Origin of the sequence: Micromonospora sp. NPDC005220, from assembly GCF_040607895.1 — a bacterium.
GTDB lineage: Bacteria > Actinomycetota > Actinomycetes > Mycobacteriales > Micromonosporaceae > Micromonospora.
Genome location: NZ_JBEXHP010000054.1, coordinates 1 through 14,422 on the forward strand (window position 1 = coordinate 1; position 14,422 = coordinate 14,422).

Annotated in this window: 12 protein-coding genes, 1 tRNA gene and 1 pseudogene; 3 read left to right on the forward strand and 11 right to left on the reverse strand. The window is 71.9% G+C overall.

Features of this window, described 5'->3' with window-relative positions:
- Positions 1-568: 568 nt before the first annotated feature.
- A tRNA-Tyr gene (locus ABZU52_RS20010) sits at positions 569-652 on the reverse strand.
- A 147-nt stretch (positions 653-799) separates the two neighbouring features.
- Here ABZU52_RS20010 and ABZU52_RS20015 point away from each other — a divergent pair.
- The gene (locus ABZU52_RS20015) at positions 800-1,294 is read left to right on the forward strand and encodes a YajQ family cyclic di-GMP-binding protein (protein WP_354972506.1); all 495 of its coding nucleotides are present in this window, start codon (positions 800-802) and stop codon (positions 1,292-1,294) included.
- 253 nt (positions 1,295-1,547) lie between these two features.
- On the opposite strand, the gene ABZU52_RS20020 is transcribed toward ABZU52_RS20015, so the two are convergent.
- The 8 genes from ABZU52_RS20020 to ABZU52_RS20055 all read right to left on the reverse strand — a co-directional run bounded on the left by ABZU52_RS20020 (position 1,548) and on the right by ABZU52_RS20055 (position 10,526).
- On the reverse strand, positions 1,548-2,807 hold the full coding sequence (locus ABZU52_RS20020; RefSeq protein WP_354972507.1) for an MFS transporter: 1,260 nt from the start codon (positions 2,805-2,807) through the stop codon (positions 1,548-1,550).
- A 137-nt stretch (positions 2,808-2,944) separates the two neighbouring features.
- Positions 2,945-3,820, reverse strand: coding sequence for a zinc metalloprotease HtpX (gene htpX, locus ABZU52_RS20025; RefSeq protein WP_354972508.1), 876 nt, complete (start codon positions 3,818-3,820; stop codon positions 2,945-2,947).
- 120 nt (positions 3,821-3,940) lie between these two features.
- Complete coding sequence (locus ABZU52_RS20030) at positions 3,941-5,428, reverse strand: proton-conducting transporter membrane subunit (protein ID WP_354972509.1); 1,488 nt, start codon at positions 5,426-5,428, stop codon at positions 3,941-3,943.
- A gap of 114 nt (positions 5,429-5,542) precedes the next feature.
- Complete coding sequence (locus tag ABZU52_RS20035) at positions 5,543-7,051, reverse strand: NADH-quinone oxidoreductase subunit M (RefSeq protein ID WP_354972510.1); 1,509 nt, start codon at positions 7,049-7,051, stop codon at positions 5,543-5,545.
- Positions 7,048-8,979 (reverse strand): NADH-quinone oxidoreductase subunit L, encoded by a 1,932-nt coding sequence (locus ABZU52_RS20040; RefSeq protein ID WP_354972511.1) that lies wholly within the window; start codon positions 8,977-8,979, stop codon positions 7,048-7,050. The genes ABZU52_RS20035 and ABZU52_RS20040 overlap by 4 nt, the downstream gene beginning before the upstream one ends.
- Positions 8,976-9,338 (reverse strand): NADH-quinone oxidoreductase subunit NuoK, encoded by a 363-nt coding sequence (gene nuoK / locus ABZU52_RS20045; protein ID WP_124774535.1) that lies wholly within the window; start codon positions 9,336-9,338, stop codon positions 8,976-8,978. The genes ABZU52_RS20040 and nuoK overlap by 4 nt, the downstream gene beginning before the upstream one ends.
- The gene (locus ABZU52_RS20050) at positions 9,335-9,895 is read right to left on the reverse strand and encodes an NADH-quinone oxidoreductase subunit J (protein WP_354972512.1); all 561 of its coding nucleotides are present in this window, start codon (positions 9,893-9,895) and stop codon (positions 9,335-9,337) included. The genes nuoK and ABZU52_RS20050 overlap by 4 nt, the downstream gene beginning before the upstream one ends.
- 25 nt (positions 9,896-9,920) lie before the next feature.
- Positions 9,921-10,526 carry an NADH-quinone oxidoreductase subunit I gene (locus ABZU52_RS20055; protein WP_354972513.1) on the reverse strand — a complete coding sequence of 202 codons (606 nt, stop codon included), beginning with the start codon at positions 10,524-10,526 and terminating at the stop codon, positions 9,921-9,923.
- A gap of 90 nt (positions 10,527-10,616) precedes the next feature.
- Here ABZU52_RS20055 and ABZU52_RS20060 point away from each other — a divergent pair, with 90 nt between their 5' ends.
- Positions 10,617-11,192 carry a Uma2 family endonuclease gene (locus tag ABZU52_RS20060; RefSeq protein ID WP_354972514.1) on the forward strand — a complete coding sequence of 192 codons (576 nt, stop codon included), beginning with the start codon at positions 10,617-10,619 and terminating at the stop codon, positions 11,190-11,192.
- On the opposite strand, the gene ABZU52_RS20065 is transcribed toward ABZU52_RS20060, so the two are convergent.
- Entirely contained in the window at positions 11,173-11,601 is a 429-nt protein-coding gene (locus tag ABZU52_RS20065) for an ester cyclase (RefSeq protein WP_124858751.1), read from the reverse strand. The two genes, ABZU52_RS20060 and ABZU52_RS20065, sit on opposite strands and share 20 nt — an antisense overlap.
- Positions 11,602-11,682: 81 nt before the next feature.
- On the opposite strand from ABZU52_RS20065, the pseudogene ABZU52_RS20070 reads away from it, so the two are divergent.
- A pseudogene (locus tag ABZU52_RS20070) lies at positions 11,683-12,712 on the forward strand (glutathione S-transferase C-terminal domain-containing protein).
- Positions 12,713-13,196: 484 nt separating this feature from the next.
- On the opposite strand, the gene ABZU52_RS20075 reads toward ABZU52_RS20070, so the two are convergent.
- Complete coding sequence (locus ABZU52_RS20075) at positions 13,197-14,159, reverse strand: complex I subunit 1 family protein (RefSeq protein WP_354972515.1); 963 nt, start codon at positions 14,157-14,159, stop codon at positions 13,197-13,199.
- Positions 14,160-14,422: the final 263 nt, after the last annotated feature.

The following is a 14,422-nucleotide window of genomic DNA, read 5'->3' on the forward strand; positions in this document are numbered from 1 at the left end:
CCACACCACCACCCCTCCCCGACTCCCCCAACCACCAACACCCCCCGCGGCGCGCTCGGCTCCCCCCCGCCCCCCCCCCCCCGCCCCCCCCCCCCCCCCCCCCCCGGGGCGGTAACCCGGCCGGCGGCAGGCCGCCCCGGCCGCCTCCGGCGCCGGGGCGGAGAGCCACCGAGTGCCGCCGGAGCGCCGCCCCGAGTCTGTTGACCCGGCCGGCGGCACGGTCACGGCCAGGCGGTACGGAAGCCGAAGCGGTCGGCGCCATCGGCGGTCAGGGCTTCCGACTGCCGCGCCAGTCCAACCCCTGGACTGACTTGCCCACGATCCCTCTCCCACAGCCGGCGACGGCTCGCTCGGGAGCCCTCAGCCACTCGTACACGCACGGACTCCGCCAGGCCGAACCAGACCAACCCCAGCGTTCCCGGCCTCAGAAAGCCCTGAAGGGCAAGATCAACCTGCCCACCATCTGCCCACAACCAGTCGTCAACGCCTGGACTCAGCCGGACCCGACCAGACCAACGACAACGGCCCCCGATCAGCATCTCTGCTGGTCAGGGGCCGCGTCTGCACCTGGTGGCGGGTAGAGGATTCGAACCTCTGAAGCTTTCGCGACGGATTTACAGTCCGCTCCCATTGGCCGCTCGGGCAACCCGCCAGGGCACCCCACCGCGTCGCAACGCGGCGGCGGAAGCAAGAATAGCGGCTCCCCCCGGTACCGGTGCAACCGGGTACGGTCAGGGGGTCGTGCCGCTGGTCGGCGGCCGACGGCAAGCCCAGACCGCCGGACAGCAGGAGCAGAAACATGGCAGCGAACCCGTCGTTCGACATCGTGAGCAAGGTTGACCGTCAGGAGGTCGACAACGCCCTTCGGCAGGCGGAGAAGGAGCTTGCGACGCGGTTCGACTTCCGCGGCACCGGCGCTGAGATCTCCTGGTCTGGCGAGGAGGCGATCAGCCTTCAGGCGGAGACCGAGGAGCGCGTCCGCGCCGCACTGGACGTGTTCAAGGAGAAGCTCGTCAAGCGGAACATCTCGCTGAAGTCGCTGGATGCTGGGGAGCCGCGCCCGTCCGGCAAGATCTTCAAGATCGACTGCAAGGTGATCCAGGGCATCGAGACGGACAAGGCCAAGGCGATCAGCAAGAAGATCCGCGAAGAGGGCCCCAAGGGCGTGCAGGCGCAGATCCAGGGTGACCAACTGCGCGTGACCGGCAAGAAGCGCGACGACCTCCAGGCCGTCATCTCGCTGCTCAAGGGCGAGGACTTCGGCGTCGCCCTCCAGTTCAACAACTACCGCTGAGGGCCGCCCACCCCGACCCAACAGCGATCGGTCCCCGGACGTAGTGCGCCCGGCGGAGATCGACTCGGGTTCCTGAAAGTCGGGGCATCCGGGCGACTGGGACACCGCGACTTTCAGGAAACCGAGTCGATCAAGGAAAACCCGACAGGGCACGGGCCGACCAAGGCCACGGACCGACCAAGGCCACGGACCGACCAAGGCCACGGACCGACCCGAGACGCCGCGCGAGGCGCGGGCCGATCGAGCCACGCGGTCAGACGGTGACGGGTTGTTCGGTGCGTACCGCTGTGGTTTCGGCGCGGGCGATGGGCCCGGCGGGCAGTGCGGCGACCGCGGCCCCGATGGCGACTGCGGCCCCGGCGAACAGGAACGCCCAGCGCACGCCGCCGGCGTGATCCACGATCACGCCGGCCACCGAGCCGCCGGCGGCGCTCGACGCCACCGCGACGGTGACCACCCAGGTGTACGCCTCGTTCAACATGCCGGTCGGGGCGATCCGGCCGACCAGGGTGTTCTCCAGGGTCAGCGCGGGTGCGATGGTGGCCCCGCCGGCGACCAGCGCGACACCCAGCGCCAGTGGGGTGGGCATCACCGCGAACACGGCGAAGGTGGCGGCCAGCGCGGCGAGCAGCAGGGCGAACTGCCGGGTCATGTTCGGCGCTGGCTTGCGGACGCCGAACCAGAGCCCACCGATGGCGCTGCCGACTCCCCAGACCGCGAGCAGCACCCCGGCGAGGCTCTCCGGGTCGGCGGTGGCGTGGTCGTTCGCGAACGCCGGCACGATCACCCCGGCGGCCCCGAACGCGATGCCCAGGCCGGCCACGCAGATCAGCAGGGCCGGGAAGCCGGGGACCCGGAGCGGGCCGAGCCCGCGGGCGTGGTGCTCCCGCGGGTGCGGACGCCAGCCGCGCATGACCCGGCCGAGGGCCACGGCTGTCGTGCCGACCAGGGTGACCACTGCCGCACCGATCAGCGCGGCCGCCGCGTCCGCGACGAGTACGAAGCCGGCGACGAGCAGCGGGCCGAGCACGAAGACGATTTCGAAGAGCGTGGTCTCGGCGGCCAGCGCGGTGTTGCGGAGCGGGTATCGGCCGGAACTGGGGCTGGTCAGGTCGTTCCAGGCGCCTCGGATGGCGGCGGTGAGCGGCGGGTAGGTGGCGCCGGCCACGCCCGCGGCGAGGTAGATGATCGGGAGGGCGTCGTCGCCGGAGCGGCTGGCCAGCAGCAACCCGATGAGCGCCAGCGGGTGTGCCACGGCGGTGAGCAGCAGGACGGGGCTGGGGCCGACCCGGTCGGCGATCCGTCCGGCTATCGGGCTGAGCGCGGCACCGGCGAGGGCGTAGATGCCGCCCGCGATGGCGGCCAGGGAGTAGCGCCCGGTCACCTGCTCGACCACCAGGAGCAGCGCCAGCGGGGTCATGCCGATTCCGAGTCGCCCGATGATGCCGGTGATCAGCAGCATGGGGGCGCCGGGGATCCGCCAGACACCCAGGTACTGACGCAGCGCGGTCACCGTGGAACCTCCGAGGATGTAATGAGCGTGAGCCGTTATGACCCTAACGCCACCGCCTGGCGGGTAGACAACGGAAATACAGCACTCCGCCCGTACCCGGTGCGGCCGGGTACGGGCGGAGGCGGTGATTCAGCGGATCAGCGCTGGAACTGCACCGGCCCCGAGTTGCGGGCCATCTGCTCCAGCCGGGCGACGCGGTCCTCCATCTTCGGGTGCGTGGAGAAGAGCGCGGCCATGCCGCCGCCCCGGAACGGGTTGGCGATCATGAGGTGGGCGGTGCTGGTGAGCTGGCCCTGGGCCGGCAACGGCCGACGGCTGGCCACCGCGTCGATCTTGCGGAGCGCGCTGGCCAGGGCCAGCGGGTCGCGGCTCAGCTGGGCGCCGGACGCGTCTGCCTGGAACTCGCGGCTCCGGCTGATCGCCAACTGGATCACCGCGGCCGCGATCGGGCCCAGGATCAGGGTGAGCAGCAGCACGGCCGGGTTGGGCCGGTCCTCGTCGTCCCCGCCGCCCAGCGGGATGAAGAAGGCGAGGTTCGCCAGCAGGGTGATGATGCTGGCCAGGCCGGCCGCCACGCTGGAGATCAGGATGTCCCGGTTGTAGACGTGGGACAGCTCGTGCCCGATCACGCCGCGCAGCTCACGGTAGTCGAGGACCTCGGTGATGCCCTGGGTCACGCAGACGGCCGCGTGCTGCGGGTTGCGACCGGTGGCGAACGCGTTGGGCTGCGCGGTCGGGCTCACGTAGAGCCGCGGCATCGGCTGCCGAGCGTCGGTGGCCAGCTCCCGGACCATCCGGTACAGCTCAGGGAACTGTGCCTCGGTGACCGGTTGCGCCCCCATCGAGCGCAGTGCGAGCTTGTCGGAGTAGAAGTAGGAAACGCCGTTCATGACCAGAGACACGAGGACGGCGATGACCAAGCCGCCGCTGCCGCCGAACCAGTAGCCCACCGCCAGGATCAGGGCGCTGAGCAGGCCAAGCAGCGCTGCGGTCTTCAGACGGTTGTGGTGCACGATGTCTCCTTCGGTGCACGGATCGCCGGGATCCGCTGACCGGTGTAACAACCCGGTACCCGTCAACCATCCGTTACAACGCTGAGAGTTGACTGAGATTGCGCCGCAGGTCAGGTCGGGTCAGCGGCCGGCCAGGTCGAGCACCAGCTGCGGCGCGACGCCGAGCACCACGGCGGCCACCGTCGCCACCGCCAGCACCAGAGCCACCACACCCCCCAGAGGTACGGCCGCAGCGCCGCCGCCATTCGGGACGGCCAGGGGCGTCGGCGCCCAGAGCGCGGCGGTCACCCGCAGGTAGTAGGCGAGCCCGATCACGGCGTTCAGCGCCACCACCAGCGCCAACCAGGCCGCGCCGCCGTCCAGCAGCGCCCGTACCACTGTCACCTTCGCGAACAGGCCGGCCAGGCCCGGCGGCAGACCAGCCAGACCCACCAGCGCGAGACCGAGGGCCACGGCCCGCCACGGATGCCGGCGGGCCGCCCCGCGCAGGTCGTCCAACGTGCCGCCGTCCGCGCCCGCCGGCCGCAGGGCCGTCACTCCGGCGAAGGCGGCCAACTCCAACACCACGAAGAAGACGGCGTACGCCACGGCGGCCGCGTACGCGGCGGACAGTGCCTCGTCGGTGCGCCCGGCGGCCAGCGCCAACGCTCCCAGCGGGGCGAGGATGTACCCGGCCTGCGCGACTGACGACCAGGCGAGCAGCCGGACGGTCCGCCGCTGCCGCAGGGCTACCAGGTTGCCGACGGTCATGGTGAGCACGGCGAGCAGGGCCAGCACCGGACCGGTCTGATCGGCGGGCAACGCCCGCTGCACCACGGCGAGCAGAGCGACCAGGCCGCCCAGCTTCGACGCGGTGGACAGGTACGCGGCCACCGGCAGTGGCGCGCCGTCGTAGGTGGCCGGCGCCCAGGCGTGGAACGGCACCGCCGCCACCTTGAAGGCCAGGCCGACCAGCAGCACCGCCACCGCGGCGGTGGTCAACGGCAGATCCCGCAGCTCCGGCTGCTCGGTGAGGAACGCGCCGAGCCGGTCCAGGTGCAGCCGGCCGGTCACCGCGTACAGCAGCGCCGCGCCGAGCAGGGTCAGCGTCGTCGCCACCACGCTGACCACGAAGAAGGTCAACGCCGCCTCGGCGCTCGCCAGGCTCCCCCGGCGCAGACCGACAAGCACGTACAGCGGCAGGGTCAGCGTCTCCAGGGCGACGATCAGCGTGATCAGGTCACCGGCCGCGCCGAGCACCACGCCGCCGGTCATCGAGCAGGCCAGCAGGAAGGCGTACTCCCCGACCGGTGACCGCCCGGCCCGCAGCGCGGGCACGGACAGCCCGAGCACGCCCACTGTGAGCAGCGCGACCACCACGCCGACCACTGCCGCCCGACCGCCGAAGATCCACGAGCAGTCCGCGCCCACGCAGAACGTCCGCCGCTCCGCACCCGCCCCGACCAGCGCCGAGCCGACGGCGGTGCCGAGCGCGCCGAGCGCGGCCACCGCGATGGTGGCCCGTGGCCGGGCCACCAGCAGATCGGTGATGAGCACGAGTACGGCCGTGCCGGCGGCCAGGTAGGCCGGCAGCAGCGCGACGCTGTCCACGCTCTGCACGACGTTCATCCGAGCCCACCTTCGTTCGCGACTGCGGGGCTCCGCTGCGCTGCACTCCTCGCGCTCACCGGAGCCCACCTTCGTTCGCGACTGCGGGGCTCCGCTTCGCTGCACTCCTCGCGCTCACCGGGAAACCACTCCGATCAGGGCGTCGACGGGGGCCTCGGCGACGCCGAAAACCAGGGTCGGCGCGAGCCCGATGGCCAACGCGAGCAGCACCAGCGGCGCCCACGCGGTCCACTCCGCACCGGCCAGGCCGGGGCCGACCTGCCCGACGGCGGGGCTCGGCCGGTTGTGCGTGACCTGCCGCAACAACCGCAGGAAGTACGCGGCGGTGAGCGCCCCGCCGACCGCCGCCAGCACCCCGAGGGTGGTCCAGAGCGGGCCGCCCACCTGCACGGCGGCGACCACCGCGAACGCCTCGCCCCAGAAGCCGGCCAGCCCGGGCAGGCCCAGCGACGCGATCGCCGCGAACGCCAGCAGACCCGCCAGCCGGGGCGCGGTCTCCCGCAGCCCGGACAGCTCGGCGAGGGTGCCCGTGCCGGTACGGTCCTTCACCGCCCCGGCCAGGAAGAACAGCAGGCCGGTGATCACCCCGTGCGCGATGTTGCCGATCAACGCCGCCTGGATGCCGGTGGCGGTCAGCGTGGCGACGCCCAGCAGCACGAAGCCCATGTGCCCGACGCTGGAGTACGCGATGAGCCGCTTCACGTCCGACTGGGCCAGGCAGACCAGCGAACCGATCAGGATCGCCGCGACGGCCAGCACGCCGAGCACCGGCGCCGCCCAACGGGCACCCTCCGGCGCGACCCCCACCGCGACCCGGATCAGGCCGTACGTGCCCATCTTGAGCAGCACACCGGCCAACACGACACTGCCCACCGTGGGTGCCTGGGTGTGCGCGTCGGGCAGCCAGGAGTGCAACGGCCAGAGCGGGCTCTTCACCGCGAACGCCAGCGCAAGCAGGGTGAACGCGGCCAACTGGGTGCCCCTGGACATCCCCGCGCCACCGGTCAGCGTCACCAGGTCGGCGGTGCCGGCGGCGGCGACCACGACGTACACGCCGACCAGCAGCAGCACCGACCCGAACAGCGTGTAGAGCGCGAACTTCCGGGCCGCCCGACGCCGCTCCGCACCACCCCAGCCGGCGATGATCGCGTACATCGGCAGCAGGACGACCTCGAAGAAGAGGAAGAACAGCACCAGGTCCAGGGCGAGGAAGGTGCCCAGGATGCCCACCTCGACCACCAGCAGCAGCGCGACCAGCGCCCGGCCGCTGCCGCCGTCCGGCACCCGCCACATCGTGTACCCGCAGCAGAGCAGGGTGAGCAGCGCGGTCAACACCACCAGCGGCCACGAGATGCCGTCGACGCCGAGGTGGAAGCGCAACTCCAGACCGGGCACCCAGGGCAGATCCAGTTGGTGCCACGGGCGCACCGCCGGCGCGTCCGACGACCAGGCGACCCAGCCTCGACCACCGAACACCAGCGGCACCGCGGCCAGCAGGGTCAGCGCCGCCGCGACAGTGCCGACCAGTCGGGCCGCCCGGTCCCGGGGTGTCGCCGCGACCGCGACCGCACCCAGCGCCGGCAGCGCCAGCACAGCGACGAGCAACACCTGGCCGAGGCTCATCGGACTCCTCCGATCAGGGCGGCGGCCAGGCCGACCAACAGCGCGCCGGCCAGTACGCCGGCGGCGGCTCGGGGCAGCGCCGCGCGGTGCAGGGCGGCCAGCCCCGCGCCCAGACCGGACGCGGCTCGCCCGCTGCCCTCGACCGCACCGTCGACCATCCCCTCGTCGGTTGCGCGCGCGGCGCTGGCCAGCGCGCGGACGGGGCGTACGACAACTGTGTGCTGGACGTCGTCGAGCCGGAACGCGCGGGCGAAGACCGGCCGCAGCGGACCCAGCGCGGCCGCCGGGTCGGCGGCCCTGTCGCGCCGCCAGCCCAGCGTCACCAGCCCGGCGCCGAGCAGCAGGAACGCGAGCGGCAGCAGCACCTGCGACCCCAGGTGGACCAGGCCGTCCTCGGAGCCCGCCACCGGGACGGTGGGAAACCGCAGGCGGTCGGCGAACGCCCCGACGAACCCGGCCAGACCGAGCAGCGCGGCTGGCACGGCCAGCAACAGCACCGGCCAGCGCAGCACCGCCGGCGGGTCGTGCGGCTGGATCAGCGGCAGGCGCGAAGCGCCGAAGAAGGCGCGCAGCAGCAGCCGACCGGCGTACCAGGCGGTGACCGCCACGCCGACCAGCCCGGCGACCCAGACGATCCAGCCCACCCAGGACGGGGCCGGGCCGGTGCCGTCCAGCGCGGCCGACTCAGCGACCGTCAGTACGCCGTCCTTGCTCCAGAACCCGGCCAACGGCGGCACCCCGGCCAGCGCGCCCAAGCCCACCACTGTGCACCAGAAGGTCACCGGCATGCTGCGCCGCAGCCCGCCCATCTCCGACATCAGTGTGGTGCCGACGGCGTGGATCACCGCGCCGGCGGCGAGGAACAGCAGCGCCTTGAAGGCGGCATGGGTGAGCAGGTGGAACAGTGCGGCCGACGGTGAGCCGACCGCCAGCGCGCCGGTCATGTAGCCCAACTGCGACACGGTCGACCAGGCCAGCACGCGCTTGATGTCGTCCTGGGCGGTCGCGGCGAGCGCGCCGAGCAGCAGCGTGATCGCGCCGAGCACCCCCAGCACGGTCAGCGTCACCGGCGCGGCAGTGAACAGCGGGTAGAGCCGGGCCACGGCGTACACCCCGGCGGCGACCATCGTCGCGGCGTGGATCAGCGCGGAGATCGGGGTCGGGCCGGCCATCGCGTCCGGCAGCCAGGTGTGCAGCGGGAACTGCGCGCTCTTGCCGGCCACACCGGCGAGCAGCAGCAGGCCCGCGGCGGTCAACGTGGCGCCGGAGTGGTCGTGGGCCAGCACGTCGGCGATCCGGAAGCTGCCCGTCGACACGCCCAGCAGCGCGATGCCGAGCAGGAACCCGACGTCACCGACCCGGGTGACGAGGAACGCCTTCATGGCGGCGGCGGGCGCGCCGGCCAGTCGGCGGTCGTGGGCGATGAGCAGGTACGAGCAGAGACCCATCACCTCCCAGCCGACCAACAGCATGATCAGGTCGCCGGCAACCACCACCAGCAGCATGGCCCCGGTGAAGAGGCTGATCTGGGCGGCGTAGGGCGGATAGCGGTGATCGACGTCGACGTCGTCGTGGGGGCCGCGTCGCAGGTAGCCGATCGAGTAGACCTGCACGGCCAGGGCGACCGCGGTGACCGCGACCGCCACCAGCGCGGCGGCGCCGTCCAGCCGTACGCCGAGGGTCACCGCCAGCCCGCCGATGTCGACCCAGGTGGTCGACGTCTCCGTCGGCCGGTCGACAGTGAGCAGCAGCGCGACGGCCAACGCCAACGCGCCGGCCGCGCCGGTGATGCCGAGCGTCACGGCGGTCGTCCGGGTCCGATCGCCGCCGGTCGCGCGGTCGCCGCGGGGAGCCGGTGGCAGCAGCAGACCGAGCAACCCGGCCACCAGGGGTACGGCGGGCAGCAGCGCCCCGAGCAGCCCGGTCACCGGCCCGCCTCCGAGTCCAGGACGGCCGGCTCGCGCCCACCGACCGGATCCGGCGACTCGGTCAGCGGCACGTCATCCACGGCGACGGTCGCCCGCAGCCGGTAGAGCTGAAGGACGATCGCCAACCCCACCCCGATCTCGGCGGCGGCGAGGACGATGACGAACAGCGCGAAGACCTGCCCCGAGTGCGGGAGCACAGCGCGGGCGGTGGTGTCCGCGGTGACCAGGATCAGGTTGACCGCGTTGAGCATCAACTCGACCGACATCAGCACCAGCACCGCGTTGCGTCGGCGCAGTACGCCGTACACGCCGAGGCCGAACAGCAGCGCGGCGGTGACGTACGGGATGACCGGCCTCACCGGCGCCCCCCGGACTCGCTGTCGACCAGGTCGCCTGCCGTGCCGTCGCGTTGCGGGGCTGGTCGGCCGATGTCCGGCCGGGACAGCACGATCGCGCCCACCAGGGCGGCGAGCAGCAGCACCGAGAGCACCTCGAACGGCAGCACCCAGGATTGGAAGATCTGCTCACCCAGCCGCTCGGCGGTGCCGGCCCGGGGCAGCGTGACGGTGCCCCAGCGGTACGCGTCGACAAGCAGGGCGGTCAGCCCCAGCCCGGCGCCGCCACCGATCAGCGCGGCCGGCCAGCCGGGCCGGTCCAGGTCGTCGGAGGCGCCGATCGGCGCCCGGGTCAGCATCACCGCGAACAGCAGCAGGACCACCACCGCGCCCACGTAGATCAGCACCTGCACCCAGGCCACCAACTCGGCGCTGAGCACCAGGAAGTCACCGGCCAACGCGCCCAGGCACACCACCAGGTAGAGCCCGGCCCGGACCAGGTGTTTCGTGGTCACCACCAACACGCCGGCGCCGACCGCCACCGCGCCGAGGGCGAGCAGCAGCACATCCGCCCCGGTCACCGGGCCGCCCTTCCCGCTCGGGCGGTCACGACGCGGGGTCCTGGTCGGCGCCGGGGCGTACCGCGGGCGGAGCGGGACGCGCGGCGGACGCCTTGCGCGCGGCGGACGTCTCCTCCTTGGCCGGCTCGCCGTTCGGGTCGTGCGCGGGCGGCGGCGGGACGGTGGCCATCCACTGACCGAGGTGGTCCTTGTCGTGCAGCAGATCCTTGATGTCGTACTCGGCGTACTCGAACTCCGGTGACCAGTAGAGCGCGTCGAACGGGCAGACCTCGATGCAGATGCCGCAGTACATGCAGAGTGAGAAGTCGATGTCGAACTTGTCGAGCACGTTGCGCTGGCGGGGGCGGGCGGCGCCGGGCACCGCCACCTCCTCCTTGTGCGAGTCGATGTAGATGCACCAGTCCGGACACTCGCGGGCGCAGAGCATGCAGACCGTGCAGTTCTCCTCGGACAGGGCGATCACGCCGCGCGAGCGGGGCGGCAGGTCGGGAGCGGTGTCCGGGTACTGCTGGGTGGTCGAACGGCTGGTCATCGTCTTGAGGGTGACCGCCAGGCCCTTCACCAGGCCCGCGCCGGGAAGGCCGCGTTCGCCGGTGGCACCGCGCTCGCTGGGGTCGCTCATGTCGACCATCCTGCCCTGTGGCCACGGCGCGCGCGACCACCACCCACAGGTCGACGACCGTAGGGTGCATGTGAAAAGCGCGGACCGCCGGGAGGATCGATGACGATCGAGTTGGAAACGTTCCAGACTCCGAATGGCGGCTGGACCACCGATGATCTCGACCGGCTCCCCGACGACAATCGCCGCCGGGAGCTGCTCGACGGCGTCTTGATCATGCCGCCGCCTCCGCGAACCACGCACCAGCAGGTCACGGCACTTCTCATGGCGGCGCTCGACGACATGTCGCCGGATGAGTACGTCGCCGTCCCGGGCTTGGAGGTGCGTGTGAGCGACAGCCGGACGTTCGTGCCCGACGGGGTGATCCTCCACGCCACAGGCGACGACGGGCACCGGCACTGGTACGCCCCACGCGACGTCGTGCTCGCCGTCGAGGTCGTCGGAGAGGGCACCGAGACATTCGACCGGGTGTTGAAGCCGGCGCTGTACGCCCAGGCCGGCATCCCCTACTACTGGCGGATCGAGACCCTGGATGGCGACCTGGAGGTCGTGACCTACCGGATCGACGCGGTGAACGAGGTCTACACCGAGACCGGGCGGTGGACGAAGTTCGTCGACACCGGCGAGCCGTTCCCGATCAATCTGCCGGTCAGCCGGATCACGCCCCGGGTCCGCTGACGACGGCCGGTGGGAGCATCTCGACGCCGAGTTGTTGCAGCAACTGGAACAGCTCGTTGCAGCTCCACACCTCGACGATCCGACCCGCCGCGTCGAAGCGCAGGAACGTCGCCCCCGAGTAGCTGACCACCTGACCGGTCGGCGGCACCGGCCCGAACTGCCCGACGTGGGTGCCGGCGGCCCGCCAGTGCACTGCCACCCGCTCACCGGCCGCGACCACGTCCACGATCTTGTAGCGCAGGTCCGGGAAGGCCGCCCGGCGCTCGCGGTGCCAGGCCAACGTCGCCTCCGGCCCGGTGCCGCCCAACCCCGGGCACTCCTCGGCGACCAGCTCGTACGCCGATTCCTCCTGGCGGGCATTCCACACATCGGCGATGAACCGCCGGGCCGCCGCCTCCACATCCGTCATGCCGGCAGGGTATCCAAGACCACGGTGCGCCGTAGATCCGCGAGGATTGGGTAGAGACACCGACCAGACCGGGAGGGCGACGTGGGCGAGGAAAAAGGCGGCAAGTACGTCGAGCCGGGCGGCGAGTTCACCCGCGACCAGCGGTACATCGCCACCCGGATCACCAAGGACGGGCGCGACGGATACCCGGTCGAGCCGGGTCGCTACCGGCTGGCGGTCAGCCGGGCCTGCCCGTGGGCCAACCGACTGATCATCGTACGGCGGTTGCTCGGTCTGGAGGACGCCATCTCGATGGCGGTGGCCGGCCCGACCCACGACGCCCGGAGCTGGACCTTCGACCTCGACCCGGACGGCCGGGACCCGGTGCTCGGCATCGAGCGCATCCAGGAGGCGTACTTCAAGCGCTTCCCCGGCTACGAGCGCGGCATCACCGTGCCGGCGATCGTGGACGTGCCGACCGGGCAGGTGGTGACCAACGACTACGCGCAGATGAGCCTGGACCTCTCCACCCAGTGGGGGCGCCTACCACCGCGAGGGTGCCCCGCAGCTCTACCCCGAGCACCTGCGGGAGCAGATCGACGAGGTGAACGCCGTGGTGTTCCGGGACGTCAACAACGGCGTCTACCGGTGCGGGTTCGCGGGCAGCCAGGAGGCGTACAACAAGGCGTACCACCGGCTCTTCGACCGGCTGGACTGGCTCACCGAGCGGTTGACCGACCAGCGTTACCTGGTCGGCGACACCATCACCGAGGCCGACGTGCGACTCTTCACCACGCTGGTCCGCTTCGACCCGGTCTACCACGGCCACTTCAAGTGCAACCGGCAGAAGCTGAGCGAGATGCCGGTGCTGTGGGCGTACGCCCGGGACCTGTTCCAGACCCCCGGTTTCGGCGACACCATCGACTTCGACCACATCAAGCGGCACTACTACCAGGTGCACCGCGACATCAACCCGACCGGGATCGTTCCGCTCGGCCCCGACCTGTCCAACTGGCTCACCCCGCACGGCCGGGAAGCGCTCGGCGGCCGCCCCTTCGGCGACGGCACCCCACCCCCACCCCCAGCCGAGCCGGTAGACCCCGCCCACACCCCGCTGCGCCCGCTGCGCTGAGCGGGCCACCCGCGCCGACTACTCGTCGCCAAGATCCGCGCAACATCAGGGTTGTTGGTGTCTCCCGCTCGTCGGAGGCAGCAAAATCCGGGAAGTTGCTCGGATCTTGGGCGTCGGGCGTCGGGCGTGGGCGTGGGGGTGGGTGGGCGGGCTTGGGGCGTGGGTGGCGGCACACCAGGCTCGCCAGCCGCGGACCCGGCGCTGGAGGCGGTCCTGAGACGCTTTCGAGCTGAATCGTTTGTGACATCAGGCGGTATCTCGGCCGCCGCGGTGGCGCCGGCCCGCCATCGATTCGTTTGCGACATCAGCTCGAAAGCGTCTCTCGGGACCCCCTCGAAGCGCTGCGCTGAGCGATCCGGCCCACCTCGCGCCGGATGATCGCGCTCGATCATTGTTGTAGTGGCTATCCGCGCCGACCGACACCACTACAACCAGGATCGAGCGCGATCATTGTCGCGCGATGTCCGGACACGGTCGCGCGAGGTCAAAGGGCGATGCGGACGGCGGCGGTGAGGACGAGTTGCCCGAGGGACGCCGGCACCAGGACCAGCCAGCAGAGTCGTTGAAGTTGGTCCTCGCGGAGCCGGGGGTAGGACACCCGCAGCCAGATGATCACGAAGGACACCGCGAAGATCTTGAGCAGCGTCCAGAGCCAGCCGAGCTGGTCGTCGGCGAACGGGCCCTGCCAACCGCCCAGGAACAGCACCGTGGTCAACGCGGCGATCACCACGATGCCGACGTACTCGGCGAGCAGGAAGAACGCGAACCGCAGCCCGGTGTATTCGGTCATGTAGCCGAAGACCAGCTCCGAGTCGGCCACCGGCATGTCGAACGGTGGCCGACGGATCTCGGCCAGCCCGGCGACGAAGAAGATGATCATCGCGGGCGCCTGCCAGAGCAGCCACCACGGCTGCCACGCCTCGACGATGCCGGACAGGCTGAGCGTGCCGGCCGCCATCGCCACCGACGCGGCGGCCAGCACCAGAGGCAGCTCGTAGCCGAGCAACTGGGCGGCCCCGCGCAACCCGCCCAGCAGGCTGTACTTGTTGGCCGACGCCCAGGCCGACATCAGCACCGCCACCACCCCGACGCCGACCACGGCCAGCACGAAGAAGAGGCCGATGTCCAACGGTTGCCCGACCAGGTCGTTCGGACCGAGCGGAATGACCAGCAGCACCAGCAAATAGGGCACCAGCGCCACCGCCGGCGCCAGCCGGAACACCGCCCGGTCCGCCTCGCGCGGCGTGATGTCCTCCTTCTGCACGAACTTGACCCCGTCGGCCACGAGCTGCGCCCAGCCGTGGAAGCCGCCCGCGTACATCGGACCGAGCCGGCCCTGCATGTGCGCCATCACCTTGTGCTCGGCCTGGCCGACGAGCAACGGCAGGGTGAGGAACGCGACCACCACGCCGCCGATCCGGATCAGCAGTTCCACCCAGAGCGGCATCAGGCCGTACCCCCGTCGTGGTCGCCCCGGTCATCGCGGCCCGGCGGGTCCGCGATTGGCTCGTCGCCCGACGCGGCCGGGCCCGCGCCAGACACCGGCTGATCGGCCGGGCCGACGCCGGGCGCAGGCTGATCGGCCGGGCCGACGCCGGGCGCGGGCTGGTCGGCGGGGGTCGGGTCGTCGGCGGTGCCGGCAGGCCGGGGAGTACGCGCCGGACGGGCCCTCGGGGCGGGCCGCGCCGGACGCTCACGGGCCGGTCTGGC